The organism is Arenimonas donghaensis DSM 18148 = HO3-R19 (assembly GCF_000743535.1).
In the GTDB taxonomy this organism is placed as follows: Bacteria; Pseudomonadota; Gammaproteobacteria; order Xanthomonadales; family Xanthomonadaceae; genus Arenimonas; species Arenimonas donghaensis.
The window spans coordinates 127487-143997 of sequence record NZ_AVCJ01000001.1 but is presented as its reverse complement, the minus strand read 5'-3'; the positions used below and the strand labels follow the sequence as shown (position 1 = coordinate 143997).

Sequence of the window (16511 nt, the reverse complement as noted above, 5' to 3'; positions counted from 1 at the left end):
CTGAAGGCTCAGGGTAACACCCCGCGTTTTTCACGCTTCACGCAAATTTAAGATGAGGGTATCCCCCATCGGGGCATTCTTCCGGATCAGCCCGTAGCGCCGACCAGCCAGCCGGCGACCAGCGCCACCTTTTCGCCGTCATCCAGGCCCTGGCGCTGCATCAGCTCCCAGGCAGGGAACGACAGCGCGTGGTGGATCGTCGCTACCGAACGCTTGTATGCCTTGCTACCCCGTCGGCCAGGCGCCAGCGAGCGGGCCAGCGCGGCCAGCGACTGGTCGTATTCGACCAGGACCTGCCGAACCACGGCCACTTCGTGACCCTCGCGATGCGCAACCGACCACATGCGATGGGTGCCGGCGTAGTAGCGGTAGTACGCGGCCAGGGCCGCGGAAACGCGCTTTGCCGGATCGTCGATTCCCTGCCATAGCTCCGGCCCGGGCGCTGGATTGCGCCGGCTCCATTCCCCGGTACAGGCGGAGAAAACCGCGGCATCGTCCGGGAAGTGCCGGTAGACGGTAAGCCGCTGGACGCCGGCGCGCTCGGCGATGGCGCAGATGCTGGTGGCCCGCAGGCCCACCTCCTCGTGCAGGGCCATGGTGGCCTCGACGATGCGCTGGCGGGTTTCCTCCTGCGCCTGGGCGCGGCGCCCCATCTTGTATCTGCGTTTTTGTGTCATTCGGTAATCATATTTGTTCACCGAATGTATTGACAAGACCGGGCGGTCGCCAATAGGCTGCCCTTCCCTAAACACACCTGTTCATTGAATATGACTTCCGTCACCCTCGCCCCCCTCATGACCCCGCCCCAGGCGCTAAGCGCCGGCTGGTGGGCCCTGCCCAGCTGGGCGCCCATTCCCGGCCTGGGCATGCTGGCCAACAACGCCTACCTGCACGCCGGGCGGGAGCCGATGCTGGTGGACACCGGCATGGGCATGTTCGGCGACGCCTTTATCGACGCCCTGGGCAGCGTGGTCGACCCCGCCGACATCCACTGGATCTGGCTCAGCCACACCGACCCCGACCACACCGGCAACCTGCAGCGCATCCTGGAGCTGGCGCCGTGCGCCCGGGTGCTGGTGGGCGTGCTGGGCCAGGCCAAACTGGGCCTCTCGGGCATGGACGTCTCCCGCACCCAGGTGGTGATGCCGGGTGACGAACTGACCCTGGGCAACCGCCGCCTGCGCGCCGTGCGCCCGCCCATCTACGATGCCCCGGAGACCCTGGGCTTCATCGACGACGCCGGCGCCATGTACACCGTTGACAGCTTCGGCGCCGTGCTGCCCGACGTCACGCCGAACCTCGACGACGTCGACGAAACCACGCTGCGCAACGGCATGGTGGCCTGGGGCGCCCTCGACGCGCCGTGGCAGGCCGACCTGGACCCCGCGCTGCGTGAACGTCGCTTCGGCGCCATCGAAAAGCTCGCGCCTTCGCTGCTGATGACCGCACACCTGCCCATCGGCACGCGCACCGCCGGCCGATTGCCCAAGGCCGCACTGGCAGCCAACGAGCGACTCCCGGCCGACATGCAGGCACTGGATGCAGCGGTTCTGGCGCGAGCCGCGCAGGGGCTGGGCGAAATGGCGATGGCGTGACCGGAACGGAGCCAATCGGCAGGGCCTGGTGAGCTAGGCCGCCGCCTGGGCCACGGGGCCGTGTGGATAGGTCGCCATGCGGCCCTGGAAAGCCAGGATGCCCGGCTTTTGCACCACGCCACGATCGATGTTCAGGGCACGCTGCAAGGTGGCGTCGTGTTCCCAGCCCTCGCGGCCGCGGGCCATGGATTCCATGTAGACCACCAGCGCCGCGGAAATCGAGCGCGTGGCGCTTTCCCACAGGTAGCTGGGGGTGTGGTCGACGGCGTAGTAGTCCACCGTGCCGACCTTGAACATCGGGTCGGCGAAGCTGGTGGGCTTGGCGAAGTAGAAGCCCATGCCCTCGTCGCAGCTGACGTCGATGACCAGGCTGCCCGGACGCAGGCAGGCGGCTTCGTCTTCGGTGACGAAGTCGATCGGGGCGGCGGGGTTCTGGAAGGTGCCGTTGATCAGGATGCCGGCTTCGCCGATCAGCTCGCCCAGGGGCCGGCGGCTGCCGTCGTGTTCGACCACCATCATGCGGGCTTCGCCGGCCAGGCCGGTTTCCAGGCGCACGTAGTGGCAGTCGAGCACTTCCTCGCGCACTTCATGGTCGGGCCGCTGGATGCAGATGGTGATGTCGCGGAAGCCGTGCGCCTTGAGCGCGTAGATCGCGCCACGGCTGACCGCGCCGAAGCTGAAGATCAGCACCTTGCGCTGGTTGCCGTAGTGGCCATCGATGCCCTTGAGCGCCAGCGCGTGCAGCACGGCGCAGTAGCCGGCCATTTCGTTGTTCTTGTAGAAGGTGTGGCGGCCGACGCGGCCATCCGGCCCCCAGACGAACATGTCTTCGAAGGCGATCAGCGTTTGCTTGCGGTCGATGGCCGCCTGGGTGATGGCGCGCTGCTGGGCGCAGTGCACGTAGCCCCACAGCTGGCCGCCCACCCGCATTTCCTGCAGGTCGGCCACCGTCGGTTTGGCGATCACCACCGTGCCGGCCTCCGCCAGCAGCGCCGCGCGCGGTGCCACGCCGCCCGATTGGGACGCCAACTGGGCATCGGACATATCAAAGGCCTCGCCGTAACCGGTCTCGAACACCATCAGCCGGCGCACGGCTTCAGGCAGGCGCGGCAGGTGGTCGGGATGCACGGGAAAGCGGCGCTCGTCGGGCTTGCGGGAACTGCCGACGATGCCAAGGGATTGGGGCGTAAGGGACATGGCTTTGGCCTGGGTAAGGCACGCCGCCCGCGACCCCATAGGGTGCGGCGGAACGCGTGGGGCCGGAGCCGGATGCAGCATCACGCTACTGGGTGGGGGTCACCAGCCTGCATCTGCTGCCGGACCACAGTACGCCCCGCTTCCTTACTGAGTTGTTATTCGGTACGCGGCGAACACCTGTTCCGGCGCCTCATGCGATGCGAACGCGTGGTCACGGGAAACGGGCCGGGCACGCCTGCGGGACAGTCACTCGTCGGCTGCGAGCAGGTCGATCCGTTCTCCGCTTGGCTTAAGTTCAACGACGAGATCGCGATATTTCCAGGCCCCGGCAGACTTGCGTGCCTCCACGTAGATCGTGGCCCCGCCCTTGGGCCCGGCGATGGGAATGGCCAGCGAAGCCGTTCCCGATGTGCTCGATGAAGTAATGCTGCCTGTCGCCAGCCAGCCTTCGTCAATCGGATCCCCGAGCGCGGCGACGACGACTTCATTCCCTCTTGCCTCGGACAGCGCGTAGACGTACGGATCCGAAGCCCTGAAGGCGGACATGACCATATACGCAATCGATGCGACGGCGGCTGAAACCATCATCACCGTGCCCAGGAAGCCCAGGAGCAGTACCCACTTGATGTTGCGCTTCAACCATTGGACATCGCCGCTTTCAGTCTTCATTACCGGTTCCTCGAACTAAGCGCGCTTGCGCCGCCGGTCCAACCACCCCATCACCCCACTGGCCGTCAGGCCGTGCAGCAGGATCGAGAACACGACCACCAGGGTGACCACCGCCCATAGCTCACGGGCGTCGTAGAAGTCGGCGTGGTTCACCGCGAAGGCCAGGTAGTAAAGCGAGCCGATGCCGCGGACGCCGAAGAAGGCGATGCCCCAGCGGTCGCGTCGCGACAGATCGGCGCCAATCAGGCCCAGCCAGCCGGCCACCGGCCGCACCAGCAACACGAACACCAGTGCGAACACGATGCCGCGCCCGGTCAGCTCCGACAGGATGCCGCTGGCGAGCGCGCCGCCTAACAAGAGCAGCATCACCGCCATCAGCAGCTTCTCGCACTGCTGGGCGAAGGAGTCGAGCACGTCGTGGTAGTCGTGGTCACGTTCCTTCTGCCGCACCACCAGCGCCGCCACGAATACCGCCAGGAAACCGTAGGCATGGCACAGCTCGGCCACGCCGTAGACGATCAGGGTGATCGCCAGCGCGATCAGGCCTTCGCCGCTGCCGGAAAGGCGCGGCTGGTCTTCAATACGGAAGATCAGGTGCATCAGCGCGTAGCCGACCAGCCAGCCGATGGCCACGCCGCCGATCACGCGCCACAGCACGTCCAGCAGCAGCCAGCGGGTCCAGTCCAACGGCTCACCCGCCGTGGCCTGCGCCAGCGCCACCGCCAGCCAGACGAAGGGAAAGGCAAGGCCGTCGTTGAGCCCGGCTTCCGAGGTCAGCCCGAAGCGCACCGGGTCTTCGCCGCCCTTGCCGGGCCCGTGCACTTGCACGTCGCCGGCCAGCACCGGGTCGGTCGGCGCCAGCACTGCGCCCAGCAGCATCGCCGTGGCCACGCCATAGCCCATCCAGGCCTGGCCCAGCCACAGGCCGGCCAGGATGGTCAGTGGCATCGTGATGCCCAGCAGCCGCCAGGTCAGCGCCCAGCGCCGCCAGCCAAAGCGGGTGTCGATGCGCAGGCCGACGCTGACCAGGGCGACGATGACGGTGAGCTCGGTTAGGTGCTCGGCCACCAACGGAAAGCGCACCGGGTCCACTACCGGCATCGGCAGTGGCAGCAGGTAAACCAGCGCGCCCACCGCCACCAGCAGGATCGGGAAGGTCAGCGGATTGCGCTTGGTCAGGTACGGCACCCAGGCGGCGCCGAGAAGGGCGAGGCCGACAAGCAACAGCGCCAGTTCGTATGCGTCCACGCTCTACGACCCCAAACCTTGCAGCTGCTCGGCCACGCTGCGGGTCTTGTCAGTGACTTGGTCGCCTGTGTGCAAGGTCGACTTTCTCTCGACCAGCATGATGTGGCATTCCTGCTCGGCCACCGGGTTGTGGCGCACCCCCTTGGGGACCACGTACAGCTCACCCTCGCCCAACTCCACGTTGCCGGCCTCCATCTCGATGCGCAGCCGGCCGTGCAGGATGAAGAACAACTCGTCCTCGTCGGCATGGGCATGCCAGCCCAGCTCGCCCTGCACTTTCGCGACCTTGACGTAGCTGTCGTCGATTTCGGCGATGACGTGGGGCGACCACAGGTCGACCAGGGAGGCGGCGATTGCTTTTGGCGCACGGACGGTATTCATGGGCGACTCCGCTCGGCATGCAGCCGGTTGCGCCATCGTGCACCGGCGGCCTGCATTTCTCCAAGAGCTGGGTGGCTCCGCCGGTCGTACAGGTTGGCGGCAGCTTGGTCGCGGTAGGCTGTCGCCCTGAACGGAGGACGCCATGAATCGAACGAACGCATTTTTTGGAGCACTGTTGATCGCCACGTTTGCCGGTGGATGCAAGCAAGCCCCGGAACCGGCGCCGACTGAGGCTACCGGCCCCCACAAGGCCGGCACCATCACCATCGACGGCCGTACCTGGGAAGTGATTGCGGACGTCCAGTGCAGCGTCCTCCCCGGCCCGGTGGTGGCCATCGCCGGCCACGCCGCCGATGACGAAGCGGTCGAGATCGTCATCGACTACAACGGCAATCAGGAGCCGACCGGCGCCAGCGTCAAGAAGCCTGACGGCACGGTCGACTGGACCGCCTACGCCAGCATGAACTTCCAGATCGAGCGCCAACGGGTACAGGGCGCGGGCTACTTCACCGGCACGATGCGAGGCATCGAAAAGCAGGCCGAGGGGCGGTTCGACGTGGATTGCAGGAGGTAGCCACCCCCTTTGCGGCTACAGGCGCCGGGTGAACTCGCGGAACGCCGCCACTACATCGTCCGGCGCCTCCACCTGCGGATAGTGGCCCACGCCCGGCAGTTCGAACACCGGTGAGTCCGGCAGCAGTTCCCGCCAGCGGGCGACGATGCTGCGGCCGGAGATCGGATCTTCCAGGCCATTGATCAGCGCCAGCGGCACGTCCGCCTGTTGCAGCGCGCCGACCCAGCGTGTGCGGTGCCGGCGTCGCTCGGCGATGTAGCGCAGCAGCCTGGGCATCACCGCCCTGCCCCCGTCCTGGCTGAGCCGTTCCCAGGCCTCGGCCAGCTCGCCCTTGGGCCAGGGCCGTGCGCAGATGCGCTGCAGGCTGGCCGTGAACCGGCGTTCGCCGGTGAAGCGCACCAGCAGCCACCCCAGCGGGCTGGCCAGCAGGCGCTGGACAAGCAGCGGCCGGGTCGCTTCCGGGAACAGCCCGCCGTTGAGGAAAACCACCGAGGTGATCCGAAAGCCCAGCCGGCCCTCGCGCTGGCGTGCCAGCAGCTCCTGCACCACGGTATTGCCGTAGTCGTGCGCCAGCACCGCGACCTCGCGCACGCCCGTGGCGGCAGCCAGCGCCTCCCACTGGTCGGCTGAAGAGACGATGGAATATTTGAAGCGCCGCGGCTTGGGCGAGCGCCCGAAACCCAGCATGTCCAGTGCGAACAGCTCATACGTCTCGGCCAGCGCCGGCCACAGGCTGCGCCAATCTCGGCTGGACGTGGGAAACCCGTGCACCAGCCACAGCGCCGGTCCCTTGCCCCCACGTCGTGCTTTCAGGCGATGGCCCTGGAACGGCAGAACGAACTTGGCGGCGTCCTCGAAACCCGTCACCCGGCTCCCGGACGCCAGCCCCTGCATCCAGGCGGTGGCGGCCTGGTGGGCCAGGGGGCGGAAGACGGTGGGAGTGGGCGTGCGCATTCTGGAAAACCGGTTATCGAGGGCGGCATTATGGCCCCTCCGGCAAATCCAGGAGCGTACCGATGATCCCGAAGAACACCATCTGCCTGTGGTACGACGGCGACGCACTGGAAGCCGCCACCTTCTACGCGGCCACTTTCCCCGACAGCGAAGTCAAGGCCGTGCACCATGCCCCCGGCGACTACGAGTCCGGCGAGGAGGGCGCGGTGATCACCGTCGAGTTTACCGTGCTCGGCGTTCCCTGCCTGGGCCTCAACGGCGGCCCGGCCTTCAAGCACAGCGAAGCCTTTTCCTTCCAGGTTGCCACCGACGACCAGGAGGAAACCGACCGCTACTGGAACGCCATCGTCAACAACGGCGGCCAGGAAAGCGCCTGCGGCTGGTGCAAGGACAAGTGGGGGCTGAGCTGGCAGATCACCCCGCGCGTGCTGACCGAGGCCTACACCAGCAAGGACCGCGCGGCGGCCAAGCGGGCGTTCGCGGCGATGCAGACGATGCGCAAGATCGACGTGGCCGCCATCGAGGCGGCGCGACGGGGGACTGGCTAGTCAGCCAAGCTCTGTCGGCCGGGTAGGCCTTGCGCGTCGGGAGGGCTTTCGCGCCCTCAGCCCCGGCCGGCCTTCCAGGCGCCCATCGAGCCCAGGTAGACGTCCAGCGTGTCGAAGCCCCGGCTGGCGAGCCAACCTGCGGCCACCGTGGCCCGCATGCCGCTGGCGCACATCAGGGTGTAGTGCCGCGCCGGGTCGAGCTCGCGGTAGCGCGTGTGCAGTTCGCCGACGTAGATATGCATCGAGCCGTCGATGGCGCTTTCCGATCGCTCGTCGGCGTCGCGCACGTCCAGCATGGTCCAGCCCGCGTCGCCCGCATCCAGGCGCTGCCTGACCTCGTCGGTTCCGATCATCGGGACCGAGCGCATGTCGTGGCCCTGCGCGGCGGCGGGCACCACGCCGACATAGCCGCCGGCGACGTCGTCCAGGCCGATGCGCACGAGATGGGTCATGGCGGCCTTGAGCTGGTCTTCGCTGGAAGCCACCAGGGCCACGCGTTCGCCTTCACCGATGAACCAGCCCGCGAAGGCCGGAATCATGTCGACGGGCAGGTTCATGGCGCCACGCAGGTGGCCGGCCGCATAAGCCAGCGGTTCGCGGACGTCAACCAGATGGTCCGCCGCCACGTCGTCGAGTTCCTTGAGCGTCAGCCGCCGCGGCCGCAGCACCCGCGGCGCCGGCTCGCCGCCTTCGAGGTTGAGCCGCTCCATCAGCCGGAAGTAAGGCGGCTGGTAATGGTTCTCGCCGACCTTGAAGTCGATGAAGGCCTCGCGGCTCTTGAACTGCAGGCGCGGGTTGTTGGCGCGTTCGTGGCCCAGGGTGGAAAACTCGCGCTCGGCCATGCCGGAACCGCACACCGAGCCGGCGCCATGGGCCGGGTAAAGAATCACCTGGTCGCCCAGTGCCAGGATCTTCTGCAGGGAGTCGTACAGCAGACCCGCCACTTCGCGTTTGCGGTCGGGATAAAAATCGGTGCGGCCGACGTCGCCGACGAACAGCGCATCGCCGGTGAACACGCCGACCGGGCCTTCGGGATAAGCGGTGTCGTGGAGAACGAAGGCGAGGTGGTCGTCGGTGTGCCCGGGCGTTTCGAGCACGCGGATCTTCAGCTGACCGATGTCGAATTCATCGCCTTCGGTGGCGATTTCGGCGTAGGTGACCTTGCCGCCGGCGTTGGGGCCGTGCAGGACGCGGGCCCCGGTCAGCGCCTTGAGGATGGGCGCGCCCGATACCAGGTCTTCGTTGCGGTGGGTTTCAAAGATGTGCGTGATCTCGACTCCGTTGGCACGTGCCATGTCGAGGTAGCACTCGCAATCGCGGCGCGGGTCGATGACCGCCGCCTTGCCGCCAGAAGCGACCAGATAGGAAAGATGGGACAGGCCAGGCGTCTTGATTTTCTCGAGCAGCATCTCGTCCTCCTTGCCAGGAAACAGCGGGATCGGCGCGAACCGATGCGTCGGGGTTCAAATCACTGTACCCAGCCCCGCATCACCAAAACCTGAATCCGTCGGGTCGCCCCTGTCGGCACCCTGACCTCCGGCAGGCGTCCCGGCCGCTGCGATGCCCGAGACTGCGCGCCTTTCCACAGCCGCCCTGCTTCCATGGCCCGCGCCCGCCTGATCCTGTTGTTCGCTGCCTCCCTGGCCACCGCGAGTGCGGCCGGCGCCAACCGCGTGTTCCCCGATGACCCCGCCGTGGTCCGATTGGGCGCAGGCTGGTTGTCCACGCTGGCGAACGACTACAACCTGTCCACGGATGCGGGCGAGCAGCTGCTGGTGTTCGGACGCTCCAGCCGTGGCGACTTCAGTGATTCCCGGGTCTGGGTGGCACGGCAAGAAGATGGCCAGTGGAGCGACCCGCAGCCGGCGCCGTTTTCCGACCCGCGCTGGCGCGATTCCGATCCTTGGCTGACGCCCGACGGGCGCTGGCTGTATTTCGTGTCCAGCCGCCCCGCCGCCGCCCGTGAGCCGGGCCGCGAGGACCTGGACCTGTGGCGCGCACCCGTGACCGATGGCCGGATTGGCGAACCCGAGCACCTCGCCATGGCGTCCAGCCCCGGCGAGGAGCTGGGCCCTGAACTGCACCAAGGCTGGCTGGTGTTCAACAGCACGCGCCCCGGCGGCCCGGCGCAGATGGCGCTTTACCGCGCACGCGTGACCGACACGGGCCTGGACGCCCCCGAGGCCATGCCAGCCCCCTTCAACGACGGGCTGGTGCAGGGCGACCTGACCTTCTCGCCGGACGGCCAGCTGGCCCTGTTCTGGAGCATTCGGGGCGACAGCCGCGAGCCGGACCTGTTCGCTGTCCGGCGCGAGGGCGGGCACTGGTCGGCGGCGGTCCGACTGTCGGCGCCGTTCAACCAGCCTGGCATGGACTTCACGCCGGCCTTCACCGCCAACGGCAAACACCTGCGCTGGGCCAGCCAGCGGCAGGGACCGGAGGGTCCCGCCGACCCCGAAGGGTCGGCGGACCTTTACCAGGCCGGCACCGGTTTGCTCGAAGCGTTATTGGAATAACCCGCCGCACCAAGGCTCAGGCGGCGTTGGCCTTGGCCAGGGCGTGCACGTCGGCCGCGGCCAGGGCGTTTCCGCCAATGGCCCAGTCGCCGCCTTCGAACTCCTTGATGCGTACCCAGGTGACGCCTCGCAGGCTTTCGCCTTCGACGGCAACCACCGCTTCGGTGACCTGCTTGATCAGGGCCTGCTTCTGCTGGGGGGTGAAGACGTCCTTGATGACGTCGATGGTGACCAGGGGCATGGGGATCTCCTTGTGAGGGTAAAACTTGCGATGGGGTTCCAGTGGCGACACCCGGGGGTGGATGCCGCGGAGGCCAGTTCACCACCCGCCCCGGTCGCAGGCTTGGCGATTTCCTGGAGAAGTTCTGGAGGTTTGCCGGGGCGCCAACGAACCCCGGCCGGCGGCGACCATCGCAGGCCTATACTCAGGCGATGATTTACCGCTTCGACGGTTTCGAACTGGACCTGGCCAAGCTCGAGCTACGGGCCGAGGGCGTCGTCCGGCCGCTGGAACCGCAGGTGTTCGCCCTGCTCGCGCTGCTGGTGGCCAACGCCGAGCGCGTGGTGTCGCGCGACGAGATCATCGACAAGGTGTGGGACGGCCGCGTGGTGTCGGAGTCGGCCATCGACAGCCGCATCAAGAGCGTGCGCCAGGCCCTGGGCGACGACGGCCGCAGCCAGCGTCTCATCCGCACGCTGCAGCGTAGGGGCTTCCGGTTCGTGGCCGAGGCGCGGGTGGTGGGGTCCGAGCCCGCGATTACTATCGCCGCACCGAAAGAAGCGAAGGACCCCACGACACCGGCCCGCCCTTCGATCGCCGTACTGCCCTTCCGGGTGCTGGGCGTCCTGGGCCCCTACGCGCCCCTGGCCGACGCCCTGGCCCACGAACTGATCGCCGACCTGGCCCGGCTGCACTGGCTGTTCGTCACCGCGCGCGAGTCCTCGTTCCGCCTGCGCGGCGCCGAAGCCGACCCCGGCGAAATCGGTCGCCTGCTGGGCGTGCGCTATTACCTGTCCGGCACCGTCGAACAGGCGGGGCCGCGACTCACGGCGATGGTGGAACTGACCGACACCCGCACCGGCGGCGTGGTCTGGGCCGAGCACTTCACCCTGCCGGTGGACGAGGTGCACGCGCTGCGCGAGCAGATCCGCACGCAAACGCTTTCGGCGCTGGAGATCCGCATCCCCGCCCACGAAGCCACGCTGGCGCGGCTGTCGGTCACCGAAAACCTAGACGCCTGGGCGGCCTACCACCTGGGCCTGCAGCACATGTACCGCTTCAACCGCACCGACAATGCGGCGGCGCTGGCGCTGTTCCAGCAATCGATCGCCAAGGACCCGGACTTCGCCCGCGCCCACGCCGGGCTGTCGTTCGTGCATTTCCAGAGCGCCTTCCTCCGGCACAGCGAAGACATCGCCGGCGAAACCGCCCTCTCCCGCCGCTTCGCCGAACGTGGCGTGGAGCTCGACCCCCTCGACCCCTTCGTCAACTTCGCCATGGGCCGCACCTTCTGGCTCGAAGGCGACCTGCAGACCAGCCTGGGCTGGCTGGAGCGGGCGACGTCATTGAGCCCGCACTACGCGCAGGGCCTGTACGCCCGCGCCTGGGCCGAGTCCCTGGCCGACCGCAGCCTGGAAAGCCGCGAGCATGTGGACCTGGCCATGCGCCTGAGTCCGCTCGACCCGATGCACTACGCGATGGTGGGTACGCGGGCGTTCACGCATATGGTGCAAGGCGAAGATGCCGAAGCGGCCGCGTGGGCGGAACGCGCCGCGCGCTCGCCGGGGGCGCACGTGCTCATCGCCATGATTGCCGCGGTGGCGAACAGCCTGGCGGGCGACCCTGCCAAGGCACAGGCCTGGGTGCAAAACGTAACGTCGCGCAACCCGACGCTGCGCAGCGAAGACTTCTTCCGGGCGTTTCCGATGCAGTCCGAAAAAGCCCGCGCCCGCGTGACGGGAGCGCTTTCCTCGCTTGGCTACTGAAACGCGACCGTCGGCGATCAAGAACGGTTGCACCACTGCCGCATGACCCTAACCGAACCCGCCCACCGGTTCGGCATCACCAGGGTCATCAGCGACTGTCGAGGTAGACCTTGAGCGCTGCGATCTCCGCGTCCGTCAGAACCGAATAACGGGACGCCGCCACCTTGCTCATCATGCCGCTGGCCGATTGCCCGCCCGCGGCGACCTCGCCGGTCCGCATCAGCCGAGTGAACTGCTCCAATGTGTAGGCCTTGGCGACCACCAGGTTCGGCGCATCGGTGGGGCCGCCCCAGCCGTTCAGATCCCAGGCGTGGCACTCGCTGCAGCTCGTGAATGCCAAGTGGCGGCCCAGCGCCAGGCCTTCGGTCGGCGGTGCGGCGGGCGGCACGTTGCCCGGGCTGGGCTTCATGTCGGGCAGCCACTCGTGGCTGCCGTCGGCAATGGTGGCTGTGAGCTCCGGCGACCAGGCGGACGCTTCCGGGGCGCTTCCGGCGACGTCGGGCAAGGAACGCAGCCAGGCGGTGATGTCCCGCACCTCCTGGTGGCTGAGGTGCTGGAACATCTGGATGGGCATGCTCCAGGGAACATGACCATCGTGCGTGCGGCCTTCGTGCAGCAGGGCCGCCAGGCCGTCGTCGGTGTAGAGGTGGCGCCGTTCGGTGAGGTTGGGCGCGACGATGAGGCCCTGCGCCGGGTCCTCCAAGAACACCCGGCCGGCGGCGTCGGCGCCGTGGCAGCCGTTGCAACCGACGCGAGTGGCGACACGCAGGCCTTCTACCGGATCGCCTGGCGGCCCCAAAGCGACCGGGGTTGAAGCGGCGACTGCGGGCGCCTCGGGTGCCTGCGAGGTACAGGCCGACACCAGCCCGACGACCAGCCATACGCAAACCACTCTGGCACCCATAGCCTGCTCCACCAGCCGCCACGATCCTAAGTGAAACGCTGGACAAACCCGCAACCGGCCTTCAGCTCACCGGGAATTTGAGGCACGACGGCCCCACCCTGACCGGCCGGTCGCTAGGCGGCGTTCGCCTTGGCCATGACCAGAACGGTCAATGAAAAATTCCAGGCCCTCAGGCAGCCCTCTCGGCAATGGGAAGGTTGCGAACCAGGTTCCGCAGCCGTTGTTCCGTTTTTCGTGACGCAGGGTCCGGGTTGAACTCGGACTCCCGCTCCGCTCGCTCCAGCGCGTTGTCACGTTTGACCGTGTCCCCTGCCAGCGCATGAACCAAGGCCAGGTGCCTGTCTTCCACACCTGGACGCAGCCGACAAATCTCCCGGCGCAAAGCATCGTCTTTTTCCGGTACAAACCCGGCACCCTGCAATCCCCGGACGAACCGCATCTCTCCGCGGAGAACTCCTATGAAAACAGCCCAAGCCGGACGGGACGACCGACCCAGGGAAGCCTCCCAGGCGTCCAGACAATCACTCTGCGCTTGCACGGCGTCCCAGTCCTGACGGTTCAATGCGGCGAAGGTGCGAAACCAGAGAGCCATCGGCGGTGATTCACGCTCCAGTCCTTCCATCAGGTGCTCGGGCATTTCGTCTGCGGTTTGTCCTTCCATTGCCCGCATGTTCAGTTCAATCGCCTCCATGCCGGGCTGACCCAGATCCATACCTTTGAGTAGCCTGACAAGCTGCGTTCCGTCGGTCATGGGGCCCAGAGGGAGCAAGTTGGCGGCCCCGATGAGCACATTGATAACGCCGAAGCCCGTCAGGACCCCCGCCCAATCGGCATCACCGCCTGCCCAGCCCGCCCATGCGGCCAAGGCACCTACCAGCAAACCCGCCAAGGAGCCGCCGCTGACGTACCAGAGCATCTGCGTACGAAAGGGCTTGTCCATGCGAGGAAGCGCCATCACCGCACCGGAGAGCCAGGAGGCGCTGCCAACCCACCGAAATTGCCAACGACCCCGCTGCGGCCGCAGGTCAACCGGCCCCAGATGCACACTCAGCACCCTGCAGCCTTGCCACCGTGCGGCCAGGTAGTGACCCAGCTCATGGAGAACCAACGCAAGCAAAGCCAAACCCAGAAAGAGACTCAGCCCGGCGAGGAGCCGGTACTCCAGACCACGCACGGCCGGCATCACCTCGCGCATGACCGGCCCCATCACGATGACCACCCCGGCCCACAGAATCAGATGAGAGAGACTCCGTAGCCAGGCGCCAGGCGTCCAGAAAACGGGAGACTGAGGAGAATTCATGGACTTCCGGGGAAGCTGGGGCTGTCGAGATTGTCGGTCAGGGTCGCCTGATTATCCAGATCGCGGCTGGCCGCCAATGGACCACACGCCGCTCAGCCCGACGCCAACGGCCACATGCTGCGCTACATTGCAGTGAACGGCCGCACTGGCGAATCCATGGGCAGTATCCCGATCCAGCGCTGGAAGCTGCTGATGGCCGCACTGACCATCGGCACCTTCACTGAACCGGCCGTCATCGCCGCCCTGATAGGAATGAACTGATGAGCGACGCCAGTGGACTCTGGCAACTCGCCCTCGACCCCGCCGGCGCCGCCGGCCTGTACTGGGCCATCAACCGCTACTACCGCAATACCGACAAGTCGCATGCCTTCGAGCGCGAGACGACCGTTGACGCCGAGCCCATTACGCGGCCGGATCACAAGGTGAGCGAGGTAGAGGGAACGCGGAAGATGCGGATTGCTGGGGACAATGTGCGGGCGTATCGGAGCGGGTGAAATGAATCAGCTAACGACAAATGTGGCGACACTGACCAAGCTAGTTCTTTGGCGGCTCAGCGATTTCCTCTCCTCGAAGAAAGCGCCAAACGGCTCGCACAATATCTTGGAGCATTTGGCTCTCTTTGCCTCTATCCCTTGCTTTGAGGAGCGTCTGATACACGATCTCAGGAATCTTCCGAGTGTCTGGCCCCGGCGACACGCCGAAAGGCTCAGAAGCTTCGGCAAGGCAGGCCGCGTAGACATCAGGAGTTAACTCATCCTCAAGCTTAAGCTCCAATGTTTCTCTGAAATGTGCGTAGCAATCACCAACGAAATCAGTGCTAGGAGCTGCATCAAACTCAGCGCCTGGGCTGGCCAGCCTTATCAACGCAAGATCAGTGCCCGGTGACCTTTTGTTTTCTGGCAGATGACCATCACAATCCCACAATATAAAAGTAGGAATCCCAAGCTCACGGAATATGACATAAGGGCGATCAAGATTGGATTTCCCTTCAGCCGACAGAATGGCAATGCCCGCAGCCTCGAAACTGACACCCAGCATCCTCGCCGTTGCTTCTAGCGCAGCCTTATCGCTCCGCCCTTCAACTAGAATGACCCCACTAGCGAAGAATCCTTCAGACAATTCAATGCCAAGAATATGAAGCCGTGGCATCGGCGTCTGCGCACTGAAGGTGCCGGCGGGCTTCCTCCAACCACGCTCTAGTGTCTTAGCTACGACATCGAGATCCAGGGCTTGCAGGCTGCATTGCTTGAACTCACTGTCCGCACATGGAGCGCGACGCGCAAGTCGAACCTCGTCGGCCTTCCCCATTGAAATAAACATCGGTGAATGCGACCCGAAGATGATCTGCGTCTTACCGTGAGCTCCTGGGAGCGTGCCACTACTAAGGCCCCGCAAAACTTCTGCGAAATGCCGCTGCTTGGTCGGATGCTGGTACAGCTCGGGCTCCTCGATCGCCAATATGAGGGTCGGTGCTTGCGCCTCGCCATCGACGACTGCAGCCGAACCAGCTTCGTCATCCGCGCGAGCATTTTCGGAGTCTGGCACTGCTGTGCGCGCGAGATGCTGTAGCAGAGTGAAAATAAATGCGCGCTGCAGTCCGTGACCTTGCCTATCCACGGGACCACCAAATCCATCGTCTTTGAGGAGCACGTCCGCCATTGGAAGCGGGACCGGCATTTCGCCTACCTCACGCCAGCGCAGCGTGACTTCAGCGTCCTGGTATAGCTCGCGCAAGTCGGTAGTTAGCGTTTCACCCAGCAATCCGAGTTCAGGCATGTTCTCGGCAGAAACTAGTGCCTGATAGGCTTGAGTCATTTGTGCCTTGAACGCTTGGACATCCTTTCGCTGGAGAATCTGACTGCGCACTACTAGTTCCAGAAGCCTCCCGATAACGCTTGTCTTGCCGTCCGCCGCATCGGCTGACGCCTCACGCACTGCCGGCACAAAAACAAAACTTGTATGCTGCTGAAGCTTTCCGCGGCTATTGTTTTGGAATCCAAAAAATTGACCGTCGTCGTGCAACAGCACTAGTTGATTTGGGTGGTTTGCTTCCCATTCAAGAAGCGCCTGATCTACCGCTGCCGCACTGCCCGCGATGGGTAAGTTGGTGTATTGCGGGTCATCGCGAAGAGTGTTGTAGGCAGCACGCTTTGGGGTAGCTGCTGACTGCGCTCTAATCGCTACGAAGTCAGGATTCTGTGGCACCACGCCGAGGTAGCGCCCACTTGAAGGACCGCCATCGAAGATTCGAGTAACGACCAGCTTTCCTTCGCGAACTCGACCCTCAAATGCTTCGTCTTCTTGCTCGCTGAGCTGATGGAACGTCAGTTCAATCTCAATCGCCTGCGCCTGATCACGACCAAAGAAATCGTCGGGATCGCACGTCTTTGAGGTCGAATAGAACCTCTCAATTGCCTTTAGAATTGATGACTTTCCCGCTCCGTTACCGCCGACAAACGCTGTATGAGAGCCAAAGTTCACTTCCACGTCCCGTAGTGACCGAAAGTTCTTGATTCGCGCACGCTCAAGTTGCATCGACTCCCTTCCTCAGCAGCATTTCATTTCGAGACAGATCGGTAAGCGAGCCGATCGGTGGGTTAGGCCGACCGCAGCCATGGCGGTAGATGATGGAATCGTCT

The 16511-nt window shown here is 65.5% G+C and carries 17 protein-coding genes and 1 pseudogene; 7 read left to right on the top strand and 11 right to left on the bottom strand.

Features of this window, described 5'->3' with window-relative positions; translation table 11 throughout:
• Positions 1–86 precede the first annotated feature (86 nt).
• On the bottom strand, positions 87–677 hold the full coding sequence (locus tag N788_RS00670; RefSeq protein WP_051924199.1) for a TetR/AcrR family transcriptional regulator: 591 nt from the start codon (positions 675–677) through the stop codon (positions 87–89).
• 117 nt (positions 678–794) lie between these two features.
• On the opposite strand from N788_RS00670, the gene N788_RS00665 reads away from it, so the two are divergent.
• A complete protein-coding gene (locus N788_RS00665) occupies positions 795–1595 on the top strand; it encodes an MBL fold metallo-hydrolase (protein ID WP_051924198.1) in 801 nt (266 codons plus the stop codon).
• A gap of 33 nt (positions 1596–1628) precedes the next feature.
• Here N788_RS00665 and N788_RS00660 read toward each other — a convergent pair whose 3' ends face one another.
• From N788_RS00660 to N788_RS00645, 4 genes are all read right to left on the bottom strand, one after another.
• Positions 1629–2792 carry a N(5)-(carboxyethyl)ornithine synthase gene (locus tag N788_RS00660; RefSeq protein ID WP_034219973.1) on the bottom strand — a complete coding sequence of 388 codons (1164 nt, stop codon included), beginning with the start codon at positions 2790–2792 and terminating at the stop codon, positions 1629–1631.
• Positions 2793–3038: 246 nt separating this feature from the next.
• Positions 3039–3461 (bottom strand): cytochrome c oxidase assembly factor Coa1 family protein, encoded by a 423-nt coding sequence (locus N788_RS00655; RefSeq protein ID WP_034219970.1) that lies wholly within the window; start codon positions 3459–3461, stop codon positions 3039–3041.
• 15 nt (positions 3462–3476) lie between these two features.
• Positions 3477–4709, bottom strand: coding sequence for a cation:proton antiporter (locus N788_RS00650; RefSeq protein WP_034219967.1), 1233 nt, complete (start codon positions 4707–4709; stop codon positions 3477–3479).
• Between the two features lie 3 nt (positions 4710–4712).
• Positions 4713–5090: a cupin domain-containing protein gene (locus N788_RS00645; protein ID WP_051924197.1), complete on the bottom strand. Its 378-nt coding sequence runs from the start codon at positions 5088–5090 to the stop codon at positions 4713–4715.
• 142 nt (positions 5091–5232) lie between these two features.
• Here N788_RS00645 and N788_RS00640 point away from each other — a divergent pair, with 142 nt between their 5' ends.
• Positions 5233–5664 (top strand): hypothetical protein, encoded by a 432-nt coding sequence (locus N788_RS00640; RefSeq protein ID WP_152560312.1) that lies wholly within the window; start codon positions 5233–5235, stop codon positions 5662–5664.
• Positions 5665–5679: 15 nt separating this feature from the next.
• Here N788_RS00640 and N788_RS00635 read toward each other — a convergent pair whose 3' ends face one another.
• The gene (locus N788_RS00635) at positions 5680–6618 is read right to left on the bottom strand and encodes an alpha/beta fold hydrolase (protein ID WP_211250664.1); all 939 of its coding nucleotides are present in this window, start codon (positions 6616–6618) and stop codon (positions 5680–5682) included.
• A gap of 62 nt (positions 6619–6680) precedes the next feature.
• Between N788_RS00635 and N788_RS00630 the strand changes: the two genes are divergently transcribed.
• Entirely contained in the window at positions 6681–7166 is a 486-nt protein-coding gene (locus N788_RS00630; protein ID WP_034219962.1) for a VOC family protein, read from the top strand.
• A 56-nt stretch (positions 7167–7222) separates the two neighbouring features.
• On the opposite strand, the gene N788_RS00625 is transcribed toward N788_RS00630, so the two are convergent.
• Complete coding sequence (locus tag N788_RS00625; protein WP_034219960.1) at positions 7223–8575, bottom strand: MBL fold metallo-hydrolase; 1353 nt, start codon at positions 8573–8575, stop codon at positions 7223–7225.
• 192 nt (positions 8576–8767) lie between these two features.
• On the opposite strand from N788_RS00625, the gene N788_RS13665 reads away from it, so the two are divergent.
• Positions 8768–9682 (top strand): TolB family protein, encoded by a 915-nt coding sequence (locus N788_RS13665; RefSeq protein ID WP_051924196.1) that lies wholly within the window; start codon positions 8768–8770, stop codon positions 9680–9682.
• 16 nt (positions 9683–9698) lie between these two features.
• Here the strand turns inward: N788_RS13665 and N788_RS00615 are convergent, their stop codons facing one another.
• Positions 9699–9923, bottom strand: a complete 225-nt coding sequence (locus N788_RS00615; protein ID WP_034219958.1) for a tautomerase family protein — start codon at positions 9921–9923, stop codon at positions 9699–9701.
• Positions 9924–10114: 191 nt separating this feature from the next.
• Between N788_RS00615 and N788_RS00610 the strand changes: the two genes are divergently transcribed.
• Complete coding sequence (locus N788_RS00610; protein ID WP_034219955.1) at positions 10115–11668, top strand: winged helix-turn-helix domain-containing tetratricopeptide repeat protein; 1554 nt, start codon at positions 10115–10117, stop codon at positions 11666–11668.
• Positions 11669–11756: 88 nt separating this feature from the next.
• On the opposite strand, the gene N788_RS00605 is transcribed toward N788_RS00610, so the two are convergent.
• Entirely contained in the window at positions 11757–12560 is an 804-nt protein-coding gene (locus N788_RS00605; protein WP_160171897.1) for a cytochrome c, read from the bottom strand.
• A gap of 181 nt (positions 12561–12741) precedes the next feature.
• Complete coding sequence (locus tag N788_RS00600) at positions 12742–13767, bottom strand: M50 family metallopeptidase (RefSeq protein ID WP_152560311.1); 1026 nt, start codon at positions 13765–13767, stop codon at positions 12742–12744.
• Between the two features lie 198 nt (positions 13768–13965).
• Here N788_RS00600 and N788_RS14490 point away from each other — a divergent pair.
• Both N788_RS14490 and N788_RS00595 read left to right on the top strand, forming a co-directional pair.
• A pseudogene (locus N788_RS14490) lies at positions 13966–14133 on the top strand (TFIIB-type zinc ribbon-containing protein); the annotation flags it as partial.
• Positions 14133–14366, top strand: coding sequence for a hypothetical protein (locus N788_RS00595; RefSeq protein ID WP_034219947.1), 234 nt, complete (start codon positions 14133–14135; stop codon positions 14364–14366). The pseudogene N788_RS14490 and the gene N788_RS00595, both read left to right, overlap by 1 nt.
• A 40-nt stretch (positions 14367–14406) precedes the next feature.
• Here N788_RS00595 and N788_RS14140 read toward each other — a convergent pair whose 3' ends face one another.
• Entirely contained in the window at positions 14407–16407 is a 2001-nt protein-coding gene (locus tag N788_RS14140; RefSeq protein WP_084695805.1) for an ATP-dependent nuclease, read from the bottom strand.
• Positions 16408–16511 lie beyond the last annotated feature (104 nt).

Excerpts from the sequence above, each read along its gene's own strand:
- N788_RS00670 (WP_051924199.1), bottom strand. The coding sequence starts at position 677 with ATGACACAAAAACGCAGATACAAGATGGGGCGCCGCGCCCAGGCGCAG.
- N788_RS00595 (WP_034219947.1), top strand. The coding sequence starts at position 14,133 with ATGAGCGACGCCAGTGGACTCTGGCAACTCGCCCTCGACCCCGCCGGC.
- N788_RS00665 (WP_051924198.1), top strand. The coding sequence starts at position 795 with ATGACCCCGCCCCAGGCGCTAAGCGCCGGCTGGTGGGCCCTGCCCAGC.
- N788_RS00630 (WP_034219962.1), top strand. The coding sequence starts at position 6,681 with ATGATCCCGAAGAACACCATCTGCCTGTGGTACGACGGCGACGCACTG.
- N788_RS00645 (WP_051924197.1), bottom strand. The coding sequence starts at position 5,090 with ATGAATACCGTCCGTGCGCCAAAAGCAATCGCCGCCTCCCTGGTCGAC.
- N788_RS13665 (WP_051924196.1), top strand. The coding sequence starts at position 8,768 with ATGGCCCGCGCCCGCCTGATCCTGTTGTTCGCTGCCTCCCTGGCCACC.
- N788_RS00655 (WP_034219970.1), bottom strand. The coding sequence starts at position 3,461 with ATGAAGACTGAAAGCGGCGATGTCCAATGGTTGAAGCGCAACATCAAG.
- N788_RS00615 (WP_034219958.1), bottom strand. The coding sequence starts at position 9,923 with ATGCCCCTGGTCACCATCGACGTCATCAAGGACGTCTTCACCCCCCAG.
- N788_RS00640 (WP_152560312.1), top strand. The coding sequence starts at position 5,233 with ATGAATCGAACGAACGCATTTTTTGGAGCACTGTTGATCGCCACGTTT.
- N788_RS00625 (WP_034219960.1), bottom strand. The coding sequence starts at position 8,575 with ATGCTGCTCGAGAAAATCAAGACGCCTGGCCTGTCCCATCTTTCCTAT.
- N788_RS00660 (WP_034219973.1), bottom strand. The coding sequence starts at position 2,792 with ATGTCCCTTACGCCCCAATCCCTTGGCATCGTCGGCAGTTCCCGCAAG.
- N788_RS00600 (WP_152560311.1), bottom strand. The coding sequence starts at position 13,767 with ATGCGCGAGGTGATGCCGGCCGTGCGTGGTCTGGAGTACCGGCTCCTC.
- N788_RS14140 (WP_084695805.1), bottom strand. The coding sequence starts at position 16,407 with ATGCAACTTGAGCGTGCGCGAATCAAGAACTTTCGGTCACTACGGGAC.
- N788_RS00635 (WP_211250664.1), bottom strand. The coding sequence starts at position 6,618 with ATGCGCACGCCCACTCCCACCGTCTTCCGCCCCCTGGCCCACCAGGCC.
- N788_RS00610 (WP_034219955.1), top strand. The coding sequence starts at position 10,115 with ATGATTTACCGCTTCGACGGTTTCGAACTGGACCTGGCCAAGCTCGAG.